At 59.1% G+C, this 16,456-nt stretch carries 16 protein-coding genes and 1 pseudogene; 15 read left to right on the top strand and 2 right to left on the bottom strand.

The window, feature by feature from the left end:
• Positions 1 to 2 precede the first annotated feature (2 nt).
• Positions 3 to 905 carry a LysR family transcriptional regulator gene (locus tag ACJU26_RS04150; protein WP_414041278.1) on the top strand — a complete coding sequence of 301 codons (903 nt, stop codon included), beginning with the start codon at positions 3 to 5 and terminating at the stop codon, positions 903 to 905.
• A gap of 515 nt (positions 906 to 1,420) precedes the next feature.
• Here the strand turns inward: ACJU26_RS04150 and ACJU26_RS04145 are convergent.
• Both ACJU26_RS04145 and ACJU26_RS04140 read right to left on the bottom strand, forming a co-directional pair.
• Positions 1,421 to 1,594 (bottom strand): annotated as a pseudogene (locus tag ACJU26_RS04145) (type II toxin-antitoxin system YafQ family toxin); the annotation flags it as partial.
• Entirely contained in the window at positions 1,581 to 1,850 is a 270-nt protein-coding gene (locus ACJU26_RS04140; RefSeq protein WP_414041277.1) for a type II toxin-antitoxin system RelB/DinJ family antitoxin, read from the bottom strand. The gene ACJU26_RS04140 and the pseudogene ACJU26_RS04145, both read right to left, overlap by 14 nt.
• A gap of 173 nt (positions 1,851 to 2,023) precedes the next feature.
• On the opposite strand from ACJU26_RS04140, the gene ACJU26_RS04135 reads away from it, so the two are divergent.
• The 14 genes from ACJU26_RS04135 (at position 2,024) to ACJU26_RS04070 (ending at position 16,448) form a co-directional block, all read left to right on the top strand.
• Positions 2,024 to 2,446, top strand: coding sequence for a 1-acyl-sn-glycerol-3-phosphate acyltransferase (locus ACJU26_RS04135; RefSeq protein WP_414041276.1), 423 nt, complete (start codon positions 2,024 to 2,026; stop codon positions 2,444 to 2,446).
• A 24-nt stretch (positions 2,447 to 2,470) separates the two neighbouring features.
• Positions 2,471 to 3,055: a type IV toxin-antitoxin system AbiEi family antitoxin gene (abiEi, locus tag ACJU26_RS04130; RefSeq protein WP_414041275.1), complete on the top strand. Its 585-nt coding sequence runs from the start codon at positions 2,471 to 2,473 to the stop codon at positions 3,053 to 3,055.
• Positions 3,048 to 3,359 (top strand): hypothetical protein, encoded by a 312-nt coding sequence (locus tag ACJU26_RS04125; protein ID WP_414041274.1) that lies wholly within the window; start codon positions 3,048 to 3,050, stop codon positions 3,357 to 3,359. The genes abiEi and ACJU26_RS04125 overlap by 8 nt, the downstream gene beginning before the upstream one ends.
• Positions 3,360 to 3,377: 18 nt before the next feature.
• The gene (locus ACJU26_RS04120) at positions 3,378 to 4,271 is read left to right on the top strand and encodes a hypothetical protein (RefSeq protein ID WP_414041273.1); all 894 of its coding nucleotides are present in this window, start codon (positions 3,378 to 3,380) and stop codon (positions 4,269 to 4,271) included.
• 89 nt (positions 4,272 to 4,360) lie between these two features.
• Positions 4,361 to 8,170, top strand: coding sequence for a zincin-like metallopeptidase domain-containing protein (locus tag ACJU26_RS04115; RefSeq protein WP_414041272.1), 3,810 nt, complete (start codon positions 4,361 to 4,363; stop codon positions 8,168 to 8,170).
• Positions 8,171 to 8,230: 60 nt separating this feature from the next.
• Complete coding sequence (locus tag ACJU26_RS04110) at positions 8,231 to 9,415, top strand: hypothetical protein (RefSeq protein ID WP_414041271.1); 1,185 nt, start codon at positions 8,231 to 8,233, stop codon at positions 9,413 to 9,415.
• Positions 9,412 to 9,690, top strand: coding sequence for a hypothetical protein (locus tag ACJU26_RS04105; protein WP_414041270.1), 279 nt, complete (start codon positions 9,412 to 9,414; stop codon positions 9,688 to 9,690). Before ACJU26_RS04110 ends, ACJU26_RS04105 begins: the two co-directional genes overlap by 4 nt.
• Positions 9,691 to 9,700: 10 nt before the next feature.
• On the top strand, positions 9,701 to 10,084 hold the full coding sequence (locus tag ACJU26_RS04100; RefSeq protein ID WP_414041269.1) for a hypothetical protein: 384 nt from the start codon (positions 9,701 to 9,703) through the stop codon (positions 10,082 to 10,084).
• 188 nt (positions 10,085 to 10,272) lie between these two features.
• Complete coding sequence (locus ACJU26_RS04095) at positions 10,273 to 10,416, top strand: hypothetical protein (RefSeq protein WP_414041268.1); 144 nt, start codon at positions 10,273 to 10,275, stop codon at positions 10,414 to 10,416.
• Positions 10,409 to 10,579 carry a hypothetical protein gene (locus ACJU26_RS04090; RefSeq protein WP_414041267.1) on the top strand — a complete coding sequence of 57 codons (171 nt, stop codon included), beginning with the start codon at positions 10,409 to 10,411 and terminating at the stop codon, positions 10,577 to 10,579. The genes ACJU26_RS04095 and ACJU26_RS04090 overlap by 8 nt, the downstream gene beginning before the upstream one ends.
• 297 nt (positions 10,580 to 10,876) lie before the next feature.
• Entirely contained in the window at positions 10,877 to 11,767 is an 891-nt protein-coding gene (locus tag ACJU26_RS04085) for a WYL domain-containing protein (RefSeq protein WP_414041266.1), read from the top strand.
• Between the two features lie 8 nt (positions 11,768 to 11,775).
• Positions 11,776 to 12,039, top strand: coding sequence for a hypothetical protein (locus ACJU26_RS04080; protein ID WP_414041265.1), 264 nt, complete (start codon positions 11,776 to 11,778; stop codon positions 12,037 to 12,039).
• A gap of 32 nt (positions 12,040 to 12,071) precedes the next feature.
• Positions 12,072 to 15,620 carry a helicase-related protein gene (locus ACJU26_RS04075; protein ID WP_414041264.1) on the top strand — a complete coding sequence of 1,183 codons (3,549 nt, stop codon included), beginning with the start codon at positions 12,072 to 12,074 and terminating at the stop codon, positions 15,618 to 15,620.
• Between the two features lie 210 nt (positions 15,621 to 15,830).
• Entirely contained in the window at positions 15,831 to 16,448 is a 618-nt protein-coding gene (locus tag ACJU26_RS04070) for an NYN domain-containing protein (protein WP_414041263.1), read from the top strand.
• The last annotated feature ends 8 nt before the right edge of the window (positions 16,449 to 16,456 follow it).

Below are 16,456 nucleotides of genomic sequence, written 5' to 3'. Positions count from 1 at the left end.
TTATGACTATAACTATTCGTCAGATCCAATATTTCATTGCCGTATCCAAACACGGTAGTTTTTCTCGTGCCTCTGAGGCGTTATATGTTTCTCAACCAGCATTGTCACAGCAAATATTAATGTTAGAAGAAGCCCTGAGTGTTAAGCTTATTGATCGTTCTAGCCGACATGTTAAGCTTACTGATTCCGGAGAGGTATATCTTAAATATGTTACCGAAGCAATGAAAATACTGTCGGAAGGTGAACGTTCTATCGTTGATCTTCCATCGTTAAATACAGGTGTGGTTAAGGTCGCTGCTGTGCCACCACTTATCTACCCGGTCTCAAATATCATAAGAAAGTTTAATGAGCAATATCCTGGCATTTTTTTTTCTTTAATCGAAAAATATCAAGATAAGATATTTGTCTTGCTGCATGATGAAAAAATTGATATTGGTTTTGGGTTTAATAATATATCTATGCCATTTATACATAATTTCAACGTCGACAAATTAGTTGTTGGTGGCCAAAAGATTTGTTTTTTTGCTTCAAAAGAATGGATTGGTCATGAAATGAGTAGAGAGTGGGTAGCCATTGCGGAACAATACCCGATTGTTTTACTAAACCGTGACTTTGCGCTACGTCGTTTAATTGATTCATTTTTTATTTTGAATGATAAGAAAATCACGCCAATAATTGAGACAAATTCAATTTCTGCAATTTTAACCATTGTTAAAAGCGGAAAGTTTGCGTCTTATTTGCCTGAAAAGATTGTTCATATGGACAACTCTTTTTATAGTGAAGTGACTTTGCCTTTGCCTAGATGTGAGGTAGTTATGTTTAGAAACCGATCTGCTTATAAAAGTAAAGCTTCCCAACAATTTGCCGAGACAGCGATAGAGATTTGTTCAATGGATAACTTTTGATTCACTTTTCACCAAGCCATTTGGGTAATAAGTTCTAATATCTCCTTGAAGTGATGACGCCGTGGTATGGCTTATTTCTTTGGCGTTTGGATTGGTGACTCCGTAGCTAGTGAACGATCTGATCTTTACTATGAAAGTGACAGGGCCCTGACGCCACCCGGACAATATCCCCAAGTTCTGTTGACGGTGCCATTATTTCGGTCTTACTTTGTTCCTGTAGGGTAGAAATAAGCAATTCATTACTTATTTCTACCACGTATGCCAAAACTGGTCGCTTGATCAGGGCTCGCGCCCCAGTTCTAGAAGCGGACAACATCTTCACCTTGTTGCACCTCTCTTTGTTTCAAAGGTGACGACTTTGCGAGAAGAACGCAAGATAAAGAAGGGGTGATGTGCAGGCATCCTGCGCAATATCAACGCATTGGCAACGGCCCGCGCCTGCCGCTTCGCTCTGGCACGCCCGTTGCGCCCCCCCGGCGGCTGGCGTCAGCCGAAAAGCTCGCTGTGCGAGCCAAGCCGCGCCAATCGCCGGAAAGATCGTGATCGCGGTAGCATGCACCGAGGGGCTGATCGGTCGCCGGTGCGACCAGCACCGGTTTGAGCGCGTCATCAAGGGTGGCGCGGTGCTGGCCCTTGGCCTCGCGCTTATAGTCGCGTTTGAACGCGGAGGAGCGGTCAATCGTCCGCATGCAAATCCGCCATCAGATCATCCACACTGACGAACTTCTTGCCCTTGCCCGCTTCCAGCTCGGCAAGGGCCTTCTTGGTGGTGGCGTTGGGCACCTTCACGTCGAAAGGCAGGCGGTGTTCGTCGGCGATGCGCAGCATCAGCAGACGGATGGCGTCGGAAACCGTCAGTCCCATGGCTTCAAGCGCGCAGGCGGCCCGTTCCTTGGTGTTGGTGTCAATGCGGGCGCGGACGTAGGTGTCGGTGGGAGTGCTCATGGTAATTCTCCAGGAAGGTTCAGACGCTCATATTGTAGTCACGCTGCGACTACGCAGCAAGGGCGGATCAGGCAGGAGAGTGCAGGCGCGTTACCGAGGTGTCTGGCCCGCTCTCCGATACCAGCCATGCGCATGATCTATACCCTCCCATCAGCATTCACGGGAGTATCGTCATGCCGGGTCACCTGATTCTTGTCCGTCCTCATGCGTCCTTACTGGATGGCCCTGTCATCGCCCGTTACCTGCATCAGATGGGAGGTCACTGCGGCTACCTCTTCGCCGTCGATCCGGATTACGCCCGCCACCCTTTCTGGCGAAGGGTGCTGTCCTGGTATGGCCGGATCACGGGACACCATCGCATGGTCGCTCTTGACCAGCGATCCCCCATGGCGCTTCGGGTGATGCTGCGCACCCTGGGGGCAGGCCATGGCGTAGTGCTGTTCCCGCAGGGAACGGGCATTTCCAGGCCGGGCAGACCAGACTTGCCCGGAGCATCCTGGCTTATCCGAGAAACCGGATGCCTGGTGACGGAGATTCGCCTGGATCATTCCCGCTGGATTCCTCAAGTGGCGTATCAGGGGCGTGAGCGCAGCTAGACAAGGGACAGGGCAGATTCTATTATGTCTTTAGAAACCCTACACAACTGTCTGGTTAGTACGCACATGAAACGACTTGATCTACTGAATCGCCTGTCCACCCTGGAACAGAAGGGTCTTGTCGTCTATTCCAGACGAGACATGGAGAAGATTTTTCCAGAAGATGATGAGAAATCGCTGGAGAAGAGCTTGCAGCGCATGTGCCAGGACAACCTTTTGGTTCGCGCCGCGCGTGGCATCTACGTTTTTGGTCCAGCTGTGCCACGTCACCGGGGTTGGCTGATCGAGCAGATCGCGCAGGCCCTGCGCCCGGGAGATTTCAATTACGTTTCTCTGGAAAGCATTCTCTCGGAATATGGTGTGATCTCACAGATTCCTGTCGATCGCCTGACGGTGATGACCACCGGCGCGAAAGGACTCCACAAGACCCCTTTTGGGGCTATTGAATTCACGCACACCAAGCGCAGGATTCCGAATCTTCTGGATAGAACGTTGGTCGTCAAGGGGCGCCCATTGCGCATTGCCAGAAAACGGGTTGCCATCCAGGATCTTCATCGTGTAGGACGGAACACGGACTTGATTGATTGGGACGAGATGTCTGATGAATAAAGAAGACATCCTGATTTTAACCGATCTATACCCTCCAGTCGAAAATTGCTGCACTGGAGAATACATGGACCACGAAGCTGTTTTGGATAACCGGGCATCGTTGGACGGCACTGGCGTTCAGGATAGTTCCGAGAATGAAGAGGAAATGGTTTTTGCGCTTCAGGATCGGCATCACCGATTTTCCATGGGATTATCTACCGTTCTTCAATGCCTGAGAATGGCGGAGCAGGAAGGTGGCGTCCCGCATCTACCGAGCGACTGGTGGATTCAGGTGGCGAGGCGTTATCCTGTCATTCTGGATTGAACGTGAGCGGGATGAAGAATGGACGTTTACAAGCTGCGCCCTGAAGACGCTGGTTCCCGGCGCATTGAGCGGGAAGACTTTGAGGCGCAGACGCTGAGGGATAAGCCTTGGTATCAAAAAAACGGTCAGGGCGAGGACGTGCAGTATGCTGTATGCCCTGCCTGCGACAACCCTATTCAGATTATTGGGTTGTATCGTCTACTTGAGCGTATCCATCAGCCTTTTGGAAGGCATACGGGGGCCGCCATTCGGGGGCTTGCCGAACTTGACCCGGAAGAACGGGATAATTGCCCCTATTTCAAGCCCCGACCACGGGAGAAGCGTGCCAGGAGAAAGGGACTGAACCCAGTTTCCAGAAAAATTCTGGGAACGCTGATCGAGCAGTTTGACCGCGTGGTGTATCTGCTTCGGAAGCAGACGGGCATCAACTTCTCTCAGAAGCTGTTGCGCAAGATGCTGGAGACCTACCGTGCTGAGAGAGGCTATTTGTACACCGGAGCCACATTGCTGAATATCCCCTGGGTTTTTGCCTATATGTCCGATTCACAGCCGATTGTCGGGCAGTATCTTCGCAAAGATGCGGACGCTGATTTAATGCGGGCTATTCGGGATATGGTCCCTGGCGTCCACATTAGTGATGGCGGGCAGATTGGTCGAAAGACCAAAAACTTTCTGTCTCTTGCGGTTTGCTTTATTCATCATCGGGAGAGCAAAGACAGGGAAGACGGGAGATTGGTGGAATCCATGAAGATGGTTGTCTCTATGGACGCTGATCACTGGGTCCATCAGAAGGTGATCCCTTTCGACCACCAGGAGTTTCAGCGACTGACCCATATCCCTGACGAAAAGGCGCGTCGTCAGATGGACCTGGTGGAGATGGCGAAGGAAGTCCTTGGCGATCTCCTGCTCTGATTTGCTCGCCGGGCATAACCGCATAAAGCTATACCACGATCACCCGATCTATACCCTCCAGTCGAAGATTAACCGCGCTGGAGAGTACGATGCCCGACCCCGCCCTGCCCCGTTCCGGGAACAACACCGAAAAGAAAGACCCCCGTCTTGAGCTTGCCGACAGACTGATTGAACAGATCGAGGCAGGAACTGCCTCCTGGCAAAGGCCCTGGGAAGCTGGCGATGTGTTGGCCCCGGTCAATGCGGTCACTGGCAAGCGATACAACGGCGTGAACTACCAGAATCTCATGACGTTCTCTCCGGACCCGTCCGATCCGCGCTGGTGTACCTACAAGCAGGCCCAGGAGCAAGGCTGGCAGGTGCGCAAGGGCGCGCATGGGATTCCCATCGAAAAGTGGTCGCGCTACGAGCACCATCGCACCGAAGAGGAAATGGGCAGGCTCCGGGAACAGGGAACAACGGATCCTGAACCCACAGAAATGCGTCTTGGCGTCCGGTATTACACGGTGTTTCACGCTTCCCAGGTCGATGGCATCCCGCCCATCGGACGTCCAGAGCGAAACCACGAAATCGAGGGCAAGCCTGACGACCGGCTGCCCAGACTGGCCGAGGTCATGGGTGTTTCCGTGGGGCACGGCGGGAACCGGGCGTTTTATCGGCCCAGTGAGGACCATGTGCAAATGCCGCCGCTGGAGACCTTCCAAGCGGGTACCGGTTACGACACCACCCTGCTTCATGAATTGTCCCACTCTACCGGCCACCCGAATCGCCTGAACCGGGACCTGACGGGACGGTTCGGCTCCCAGAAATATGCCGTAGAGGAACTGCGCGCGGAGATGTCGGCGGCCATGACCGCGGCGAGTTTGGGGATCGGCTTCGATCCTGCATCCCAGGACCTGGAAGAAGGCCGCGAAGCGGGCAATTCGGCCGCATACCTGGCCAGTTGGCTTCGCACGCTGCCGGAGAAGGATCGCAAGCAGATCCTGATGCAGACCATCAAGGATGCCCAGGGGATCAGCGACTACCTGATCGAACGAACGCCGGAGTTGCGGGCGGAGCGCGGCCCCGCGGTGCAGCGTGGCGATTACATCCGCTACAAGGACGAGCTTGGCAATGACGTTGAGGGCGTGGTTCTGAACGTCGCGGAATCGGGTGAAAAGGCCCGTGTGCGGGGCATCTATCGCTGGGAAAATGGAACCCCTGCTTTTTTCTCCGGGGATGACATTCCTTACCGGAAAATCCCCCCACTGGAACAGCATTTGCCAGGCGCTGTCATTCCCGAAAAGGTGGATGGGATTGACCCGGCGTCTTTGCGCTACCAGCAGACCATGGGGATGGATAACAAGCGGCGGATAGACGAGAACCTGGCGCTGCTGGATGTGGAACGTGCCCGTGGCGAGTATCCGAAGTTGATAGGGTTGCGGGAAATCCCGGAAGCGGTACGGCCTTTTCTGGGAGATGCCCAGCTTGCCGTCACCAACGAACTGCTGCAAGACAGTGCAGATAAGGCTTTTTACTCGGACACGATGCAAAGGCTGGAAACCATTATCCAGCAGATGCCGGAAACCTATGAAACGGATGGCAAGCCGGACCAGGAAAAGCCCGTGTCCTTACGCTACTTCGGCCCTGGTAACAGCCAGTGGTTCATCATCGAAAAGGATAAGGGCGACCCTGCAAACCATGATATGAGCCAGAAGCAGGCTTTTGGGCTGGCGGACCTTGGTCAAGGTGAGCCGGAATTGGGCTACATCAACATTGAGGAAATCACCCGGCACGGTGCCGAACTGGATTACCACTTTGAGCGGACCAATCTGCTGGAAATCAAGCAGCAGCATTACCCGGAAATGGTGCGGAACATCGCCATGGGGGAAAGCCTGAAGGAACCCCTCGACTCCGAGTTGATTGCTCATCTGGAAAGCCGTGCTGCCATTCGGCATGGAGAAGTGCGTTTGTCTACAGCTCTGGGAAAAAGTGCGCCCCAGGAAGCGGAATGGCCCGGTGGCCTACCCACTGGTCTGAGTGACGACACGGTGGCGAATGCGGAAGCCTTCACCCGCACGGTAGCCATGCGTGACCCGGAAAAAGCGGTGCGCTGGGGGCAAGACCTTCTCCAGCATTCGGACCGTTATTCCGATGCCGTTCCCGATTTCAGCCCGGAACGCTTGGCGTCCTTCGCCAAGGAAATGGCGCGGGCGGCGGAGCGTGCCCGCAACCCGGAAGTGGGCGACCTGGTACGCGCCGAACCCAAGGTGCCCTCCCGCCTGCGTGAACCGTTTGCGGGGCGCGTCATTGCCAAGCTGGATACATCGGGTGGAGACCATCGTTATCACTTGCGGGCTGAAGTCGGACCTTATGGCGGGCCGAAGGGTCTTGAGACGATGGTGTATGGTCGGGACTATCGGTTCAGGCCCATCCCGCTGCAGCAGGCGTATGGCTTTGACAGGGATGCGCCGGTCTTCATCCAGACCGATGTCGCCCACGGCAGTTCCACAGTCCCGGAACCCCGCCTAGTGGCCACACTGAAAGTGGGTCAGGAGCGGTATTACGTAACGGTCAATGAACAAGGTCTGGGCAGGCTTGCTGTGCGGCTCGGCAATAACAAGCAGGTCCAGCCCTTGGAGTTCACTGAGGGTAAATACCGGAATCCCGATGAGCCAAAAGAACGGTCTTGCCTGCGGGCATCGGCAGCGTTTGACGACGGGGTGAAACGCGACGTGACCCTGTTTTCTGACCTTGGGCATCAAAACGTGCTGGCTGTTTTTGCCGAGCAAAGTCCGGGGCAGAAACGCCGCCCCCTCGCGGCTGCTGAATTGCTGAAACCGAACAAGGCCGCACAGGAACAGGGTTTGCCTCAAGGCACTGTGGCCTATCTGAAAGATAAGCTGGGCGTGGATTTGAACGCGCAGCAGAAAGCCAAGCAAGGCCCGGAAATGGTGCAGAACATCGCCGTGGAGGAAAGCGCTGCACAGGCATTGCGGGAACGGGAAGCCATGTCATTGCGAGAAGGCATGAAGGGCGCATGGGAGAATCTGAAAGGCTTGCGCGTGAATACGGGCGACAAGGTGGTATCCGGGCAGGAATATGTGACGCTGAAAGTTGCTGGTGCCCAGGATCGCATTGCTTCCGGCAAGGAAGGCGCGGCAACAACGTACCATCTGGTCAATGAACAAGGCGAGTATTCCCGCGTCAGGGACGTGCGTTTCACGGCCTTTGCCAAGCGGGTTTTGGCCATGGACGCCGATGGCATGGTGCGTAACGCTCTGGAGAAGGCGGGGATTGCGCCGGACGCGCTCATGCCGCCTGAGCAGGCGGTGGCAGCACCAGAACCGGCCCAAAGGCTCGACACTGTGCCTGTTTCCCAGAGCCCTGATGTGAGCCCGGGTATTGCAGTCCGCGACCCGAGTGCCGCGCTGGCGGCGGCCATCAAGGACCGCGACGGCGGATGGTACAACCTTTCCGTGCAGGAAAAGGACGATCGGCTGGTGGGGACCTTGAAGCGGCACGGCGGTCAGTCGGGCGAGTACGAGAGGGTGCCGCTGGAGTTTCGCCCGGGAGCGCTCGGCGGCTTGCAGGCGGAGGCGCAGTTTCCGGACGGGGCTCCACTGCTGGTTTCGCTGTCCCGGTCGGAGCCCTCCGAGACACCGCATTCCAAGGTGGATGTGCGCATCTTCGCCAAGGGCCGGGATCTGGAGGGAAATGACACTCTGGAGCAGATCCATGAACACCCGGGGCGCCTGCGGGCCAACGAGGCACTGCAGAAGATCCCGGATCACCGGGAGGGCAAGGTCATCGGGCAGGCTTTGGGCGTGGACCCGAAGATGCTCAATCCCCTCCCCCCGCGGCAGGCATACAAAGCCCCCGCCAGGTCGCCAGAGAAGCAGCAGGGTGTGGAGATATAGAAGCAGTAGGGACCGGAGTTTTTGTGAGCAATTTTTGCTGGAGACGGAAAGGAGAAAGATATGGCTACTCGGATGATGCAACGGAACAACCTGGCGGATGCTTTTGTGCTGGTCAACGACGAACAGACGAACGCCGCCCTGAAAGCCGCGCGAGAACAGATTGGGGACGCGGAATGGAAGAAGGGGTACTCCCCGGAGAACAAGGCGGTTGTCCGCGACGCCCTGAAGGAACATGGGGCTCGGTACGAACAGACGTTAAAGGGCAATCTGGTGGGTGCGGAGGTGGCTGAAACGCAGGCCAATGGGGAGACCTTCAGGAAGCTGCGCGTCACGCTGGAGAACGAAGCCGGCAGGACCATCCTGTCGGCGGATATGAACTCCGAGTTTGCCCAGCGGTTGATCACCAAGCTCGACACGGCGACGCGGGAACATGCGGGTGCCGAGGTCAGCATTGGCGCATTCGCCAAGGAGACGGAGCGGGATGGCCGGGCTTTCGTGGATCATGTGGCGACCATGAAAGGGCCTGACGGGCAGGAAGTCCCGGCCACTCCCGGCCATTTCGAGAAGGCCAAAGAGCGGGTGATCGCCGCGCAAAAACCGTTGCTGGATGCGGGCATGGGCGACAAGAAAATCCTGAACCAGATCGCCGCCAGCACCCGGGAGAGCTACTTCGCCGAGGTTGCGGCTGGCTTTACCGGGCGGATGGTTGAGCAAGGGGTCGCGCCGAAGACCGTCGCGAACGAGCGGGGCGCCTTGCAGGCGGCAGCCTTCCCGGCGCTGGAGTCCGGCATCAGGGGCCGCGACGGGGTCTGGCACAACCTGTCCGTTTATGAGAAAGACGGTCACCTCGTGGGCACCTTGCAGCGCCGTGATCCCGAAACGGGGAACTACGAAAAGGCGCCGGTGGTGTTCGAGCCGGATGGCAAGGGCGGACTGGCGGCGGAGGCCGCGTATGACGGTGGCGAGAAGTTGGCCGTCAGACTTTCCCGTTCGGAACCGACCCAGGGTGGCTTTGAGAAGGTGGATGTGCGGGTCTTTTCCGGAGACCAGCAGATCCATGAACACCCGGGGCGCCTGCGGGCCAACGAGGCACTGCAGAAGATCCCGGATCACCGGGAGGGCAAGGTCATCGGGCAGGCTTTGGGCGTGGACCCGAAGATGCTCAATCCCCTCCCCCCGCGGCAGGCATACAAAGCCCCTGCCAGGTCGCCAGAGAAGCAGCACGCGCAGGGGGTGCAGCTATGAGTCTCGCGGAAGAACTGCTGGAGTGGGCTGAGGAAGAACTGGAGCACGGCGACACCGCGCACCGGGAGCGGGTTGCGCTGATCCTCGCGCAACTCCGTGAACTCCCCGACCCGGAATCGCTGCCTATCGGATCCACCCAGCGATTTCTTGCACAACGGCGCGTGGACAAGCTGGCCGAGAGAGCCGAAGAACTGGGCTTTGAAACGCCCGGCAAGGCGCTGAAAAAGGAGATCGGCAAGCAGATTGCCGGTCATGCCTTGGGCGTGGAACTGTAAGGAGACTGTCATGTTTGGATTTTTCAGGGCCCTGACGGGAGGCTGTCATACCCCGAAGGGGCAAGGGCAAGAAGAGCCGCACAATTTGTGGATTGGCGCTCATCCGGATCGTCTGCGCCCGGTTGACGACCCTGAAGGGCTGGGCGGATATCAGCTGGCCATCGAGGCGCTGATTCGGGATGAATCGCCAGAGGTCATTTATCTGCGTTCCGACACGGGGGATCTGTCTGTGGTACGCAAGGCCCTGGAGTATCTGTCCCGAATCGGCGGACAGGTCGGGGTGGCCGATCAGCTTCCCGACGAGGAGGTGGCGGCCATTTTTGGCGTCGATGTCCGCTCGTATCAGTCCGCGGTCGTGAATCCGCAGGGGGATGCGGCGGCTTATGCAGGATGATCTGCAACGCGCGCCTCGTTCCCCCTGGGGAGATTTCCCGGATGTTCTGCGCAATGGGAATCTTGGCGAGTTGAAGCAACAGCCGGAGTACGCGGTGGCCAAGGCAGGCGGTAATCAGGCTGCGCTTGATCTGGTGGATCGGGTGGCTTCGTCCCGAGTTTGTCGACTCCGTGCGGCATCTTGGATCGATGCACGAACGGCCGGTATTGCTGCCGGTATTAGCTGCGGAAACGTCAGGAAATAACAGAATCCCGCTCATGTTGGCTTATGCCGTGGCGCATCGTCTCGATTGGCCGGTGGATGAACGAATCGTCCAGATTACCCGTGCCTGACACTCAGATTCCGGAGCGGATCACCGCCTGGTTGTCCATCCGGAATTTGCTGGGCCTGCGGATAGTGCTGCTGGGTATATCTTTAAATCAAGGCGCGGATCGACGCCAGCCTGGAGGCCCTGTTGGCCAGCGCGCCGCCCAGGATCAGCGTGCAGTGGGTTGAGCGCAGCGACGCCAGGGACTCCCACGCGGGTGTATCGGCCGGCGTAGCTGCCCCGGGAAGCTCATTTTGCTCGTTTCGCTGCATCGAACCGCCCGCAACTGCTTGTCAGGTCCCTCATTTCGCTCTTTTCGCTAGCCCCCTATTGAGTCGAGCAATCAGTCGCTCTGCGGCAAGCCGGTAGCCGCCTTCTTAAAATTATCATCATATTACGACGTACTGACGCTAGTTTTGCAACTGCTTGACGGTTGGTTTTGATATGCATATGCTACGCCAAACGATAGGAAAACTTCTGCATCCATGTCCAGCGACCGACTCTCAGGAATGACCCAAGCGCAACGCGACCGACTCGCGTTCGTCGAGTTGCGCCTACGCTTCGTGGGCGAAATCCGCCGACGTGACCTGGTCACGCGCTTCAACATCCAGGCGGCGGCGGCAACGAGGGACATCGCCCAATACAAGGAGATGGCGCCCGGCAACATGGAGTACGACCCCAAAGGCAAGGTCTACGTCCGTGCCTCCTGGTTTCGGCCCTTGTTCGACTTCCCGGCCGAGCGCGTGCTTACCTGGTTGTCCCAGGGCTATGGCGACGGAGAGCCGACCCGCTGGAAGGGCGGGGTGGCGCAGGAAGGCACCAGCCTGCCGGGCAAGATCGATCTGGATCTGCTGTCCGTTCTGACGCGTGCCATCCACCAAGGCGCGGCCGTGGAGATTGCCTACCGCGCCCTGTCGAGCGGGCTGACCACCCGCGAGATTGTGCCCTTCGCGCTGGCCGACAGCGGGCTGCGTTGGCACGTTCGTGCCTTTGACCGGCGCAGCGGCGAGTTCCGGGATTTCGTGCTGGGTCGCCTCGATGACGCGCAACTCCTTCCCGGGCCGGCGGCTGACCACGAGAAGTCCGATCAGGACATCCAGTGGAACCGGATCACTGAGCTCGAGCTTGTGCCGCATCCGGCCAACGTGCAGCACCCCGACACCATCGAAGCCGAGTACGGCATGGAGGGTGGTGTGCTCAAGGTGCGGGCCCGTGCGGCGATGGCCGGCTACCTGTTGCGCCGCTGGAATGTGGACTGCACCGAAGATCACAGCCTCAAGGGTGGCGAGTACCACCTGTGGCTGCGCAATCGCCAGGCCCTCTACGGCGTCACCAACCTGGTGCTCGCGCCAGGCTATAGCGAGTCCAGCAAGTAGGGGTGACCATGACGATCACCACGCCTGCAATCCCATCGACTGTCACCGCCGAAAGGAGTTTGATCATGGCTAAGTCTCCCGCCAACCACGGCAAGCAATGGACGCCTGCCGACGTCAAGCAACTCAAGCAGTTCGCCAAGCAGAACACGCCCACACGCGTCATCGGCCTGAAGATGGGCCGCACGGAAGACGCGGTGCGCGCCAAGGCGAGCGAATCGGAAGTCTCCCTCAAGCCCACGAACCAGTCGCCCTACAACCGGCGTAAGCCCTGAGCGACAGCAGGAACGAAACGAAGGGGCGCGCCGTGCTCAAGCTCGAAGAGATCCAGAAGAACGCAGCCATCTCGGGCTTGGAGCCTGGGCAGGTAGTGCGCATCGTCACGACTGAACCGGTCGGTGACAACGCCCTGACCGTCTACTACAAGACCGCCGACGGCACGCTGCGCGAGCGGATGCTATTCCGCACCGATGAGCTCAATTTGTCGCTGGCCGAGTTGGGCCGCCCGTGGGCCTTCGATGCACCCGGCGAGGAGTTCAAGCTCGCCGCCGAAGCCTACCGGATCAATCTGGCCTACTTGTTCGATCCGATGATGGCCGTCCACACCTCGAACGTGGAGCCATTGCCACACCAGATCACGGCGGTCTACGAGTCGATGCTGCCGCGCCAGCCGCTGCGCTACGTGCTGGCCGACGACCCGGGCGCCGGCAAGACCATCATGGCGGGCCTGTTCATCCGCGAACTGCTGATGCGCGCCGACGCCAAGCGCGTGCTCATCGTCGCGCCCGGCAGCCTCGTCGAGCAGTGGCAGGACGAAATGTTCGAGAAGTTCGGCCTCTCGTTCACGCTGTTCTCGCGCGAGCAGGTCGAGCAGTCCCGCAGCGGCAACCCCTTCGACGATATCGACCTGCTGGTTGCCCGTGTCGATCAACTGGCGCGCGCCGAAGACCTTCAGGAAAAACTCCGGCTCACGCAGTGGGATCTGGTCGTTGTCGACGAAGCCCACAAGCTCTCGGCCAGCTACTTCGGCAACAAGGTCAACAAGACCAAGCGGTTCCAGCTCGGCGAGCTGCTGGGCTCGATCACGCGGCACTTCCTGCTGATGACGGCTACGCCGCACAACGGCAAGGAAGAGGACTTCCAGCTCTTCATGTCGCTGCTGGACGCCGACCGGTTCTACGGCAAGTTCCGCGACGGCGCGCACAAGGTCGACGTCACCGATCTGATGCGACGCATGGTCAAGGAGGATCTGCTCAAGTTCGACGGCACCCCGCTGTTCCCGGAGCGGCGCGCGTACACCTGCAACTACAAGCTGTCCGACCTTGAAGCCGCGCTCTACGCCGCCGTCACGGACTACGTGAAGACCGAGTTCGCCCGTGCCGACCAGCTGGCGGACGGCGGACGCAAGGGCACCGTCGGCTTCGCCCTGACCTCGCTGCAGCGCCGGCTGGCCTCCAGCCCCGAGGCCATCTACCAGTCGCTCAAGCGCCGCCGCAACAAGCTCAAGCGCCGCGTCGAGGAAGAGAAGCTGGGGCAACGCGGCAAGTCGCTGGCCGAGACGCTCGTCGGCACCGGCACCAACGGCGTGCCGGATGACATTTGGGAGTCGGCCGACGCGCTGTCGCCTGACGACTACGAGAACTTCGAAGAGGCCGTCGTCGATCAGGCGACCGCCGCCCAGACCATTCAGGAGCTCGAGGCCGAAATCATCATCCTCGAAGACCTGGAAGAGCAGGCCCGGCAGGTCGTGCATTCCGGCCAGGATCGCAAGTGGGACGAACTCTCCCGCCTGCTGCAAGACACGCCGGAGATGCACGACGACGCCGGGCGTCAGCGCAAGCTCATCATCTTCACCGAGCACCGCGACACGCTGAACTACCTCGCGGTGAAGATTCGCGGCCTGATCGGTAGCGAGGAAGCCGTGGTGATAATCCACGGCGGCGTCAAGCGCGAGGAACGGCGCAAGGTGCAGGAGCTGTTCCGCAATGACCCGGCCGCGCGCGTGCTCGTCGCCACCGACGCGGCGGGCGAAGGCGTGAACCTGCAGAACGCCAACCTGATGGTCAACTACGACCTGCCGTGGAACCCCAACCGGCTGGAACAACGCTTCGGCCGCATCCACCGCATCGGCCAGACCGAGGTCTGCCACCTCTGGAACATGGTCGCCTCCGAAACCCGCGAGGGCGACGTCTTCCAGCGCCTGTTCGAGAAGTTGGAGATCGAGCGCGCGGCCCTGGGCGGCCGGGTGTTCGACATCCTCGGCGAGGTGTTCGAGGAGAAAAGCCTCAAGGACTTGCTGATCGAAGCCATCCGCTACGGCGCCGACCCCGAGGTGCGCGCCCGTCTGCTCAAGAAGGTCGAAGGCGCGCTCGACATCAATCACCTCGAAAACATCATCAAGCGCAACGCCCTGTGCGAAGAGGTGATGGACGAGAAGCGCCTGTTCGCCGTGAAGGAGGAAATGGAGAAGGCCGAAGCCCGCAAGCTCCAGCCCTTTTTCATCCGCGCCTTCTTCAACCAGGCCTTCGCGGCCTTGGGCGGCGAACTGCGGCCCCGCGAACAGGGGCGCTACGAGATCACCAACGTCCCGGCCATCATCCGCGAGCGCGACCGGAGAATCACGGGCCGGGATCGCCGCAACGCCGACCCGGTGCTGCGCCGCTACGAGCGCGTCTGCTTCGAGAAGCAATACGTGCGACTGACCAACCGCGTGGGCGCGCCGATGGCCAGCCTGCTGCATCCGGGCCACCCCTTGATGCAGTCGGTCACCGACATCGTGCAGGAGCAGCACCGCAACAAGCTCAAGCAGGGCGCGGTGCTGGTCGATCCGGGCGACATGGGGCTCGCCCCCAAAATGATGTTCATCATTGACCACCGGGTCTTGGAAGGCACCGACCCCAGCCGCGTCGCCTCGCGGCGCATGCAGTTTGTCGAGATCGACTCCGCGGGCAACACCATCAATGCGGGCTGGGCGCCGCATCTGGACTTGGAGCCGCTCGAAGCTCCCGACATGGCGCTGATCCAGGATGTCCTGACATCAGAATGGATCGCCAAGGATCTGGAGCACGCGGCGCTCGCCCATGCGGGCAGCCACCTCGTGCCCGAGCACTTCGACGAAGTGCGCTCGCGGCGCGAAAAATCCGTGGACAAGACCTTGGCCGCCGTCCGTGAACGGCTGGTCAAGGAGATCAATTTCTGGTCAGACCGCTACATCAAGCTGAAGGACGATCTGGCCGCAGGCAAGGACGTGCGGCTGACGTTGGAAAACGTCCGCCGCACCATCGACGACCTGACGGCGCGCCGCGAGTCGCGCGAAAGGGAACTGCTGGCCATGCGACACGTGGTGTCCGGCACGCCGGTCGTGCTCGGCGGCGCGCTGGTCATCCCGGCCGGGCTGCTGATGCAGCGCAAGGGCGTTCCCGCCGAACAAGGCGGATGGTCGGCGGACGCCGATGCCCGCGCCCGCATCGAGCAGATGGCCATGCGTGCGGTCATGGAGGCCGAACGCGCGCTCGGCTTTGAGGTCATCGACGTCTCGGCGCAGAAGTGCGGCTGGGACCTGACCAGCCAGCCCAAGCCTGTCGATGGCCGCCTGGCAACCACGCGCCACATCGAAGTGAAGGGCCGCGCCAAGGGGCAGTCCACGATCACAATCACCCGCAACGAAATCCTATACGGCCTGAACCAGGCGGACAAGTTCATCCTCGCCATCGTGCTGGTGGACGGGAACAAGCACGAGGGGCCGTTCTATATCCGCCAGCCCTTCACGCAGGAGCCGGACTGGGCCACGACCAGCATCAACCTCGATCTGAACCATCTGCTGGCCAAGGCCGTCGCACCGGAGGCGTCGCTGTGACGGGCGTCCAGTCAAAGAGCAACGCTTCCGCATGGGAGGCGTTGGGCCATGGCTGCTCGCTTTGGAGGGGCAAGAAACAACCCCAGAAAAAGAGACGCCCCTTGCGGGGCGTCGGGCCGGAGATGCTATCTCCGGGGGGGTTATTTTTTGAAATTATATCACTTTTATGCCGTGTGACAAGCACTATGGCAAGCGTTTAGAGATGCAGCCATGACTCGCGTTCATGCCTACATCGACGGCTTCAACCTTTATTTCGGTATGAAGCAGGCACGTCTCAAACGCTACTACTGGCTGGATGTATCTGCACTAGCCCGTACCCTGCTCAGACCCGGCCAGCAGCTCGTGGCCACGCACTACTTCACCGCACGTATCCGCGACAATGGTCGCAACACAGCCGATCAGAAGCGGCAGAACGATTATCTGGAGGCTTTGGCAGTGCAAGGCGTGCAGTGCCAGTTCGGCCACTACCTCGAAAAGCAGCGCGAATGCCGTGCTTGCCACGCCACCTGGCCAGACTACGAGGAAAAAATGACCGATGTGAACATCGCCATCCAGTTGATGACGGATGCCTTCGATGATGCTTTCGATGTAGCACTGGTCATTTCGGGTGATAGTGACCTGACCACCCCCATCTACCGCGTGCGCGAACGCTTCCCAACCAAGCGCGTCATCGTCGCGTTCCCGCCCCGGCGCCATTCCAAGGCGCTCAAGCAGCATGCCAATGGTCATCTCGCCATTGGCGAAGACAAGTTGCGTGCCAGCCAGTTGCCCGTTCAGATCGTCAAGCCTGACGGTTTCGTTCTCCATCGCCCCGCGCATTGGCGATAGGAGGATGT

It is taken from the genome of Acidithiobacillus sp. M4-SHS-6, assembly GCF_047421495.1.
GTDB lineage: Bacteria > Pseudomonadota > Gammaproteobacteria > Acidithiobacillales > Acidithiobacillaceae > Acidithiobacillus.
This window is presented reverse-complemented; position numbering and strand designations above follow the sequence as displayed.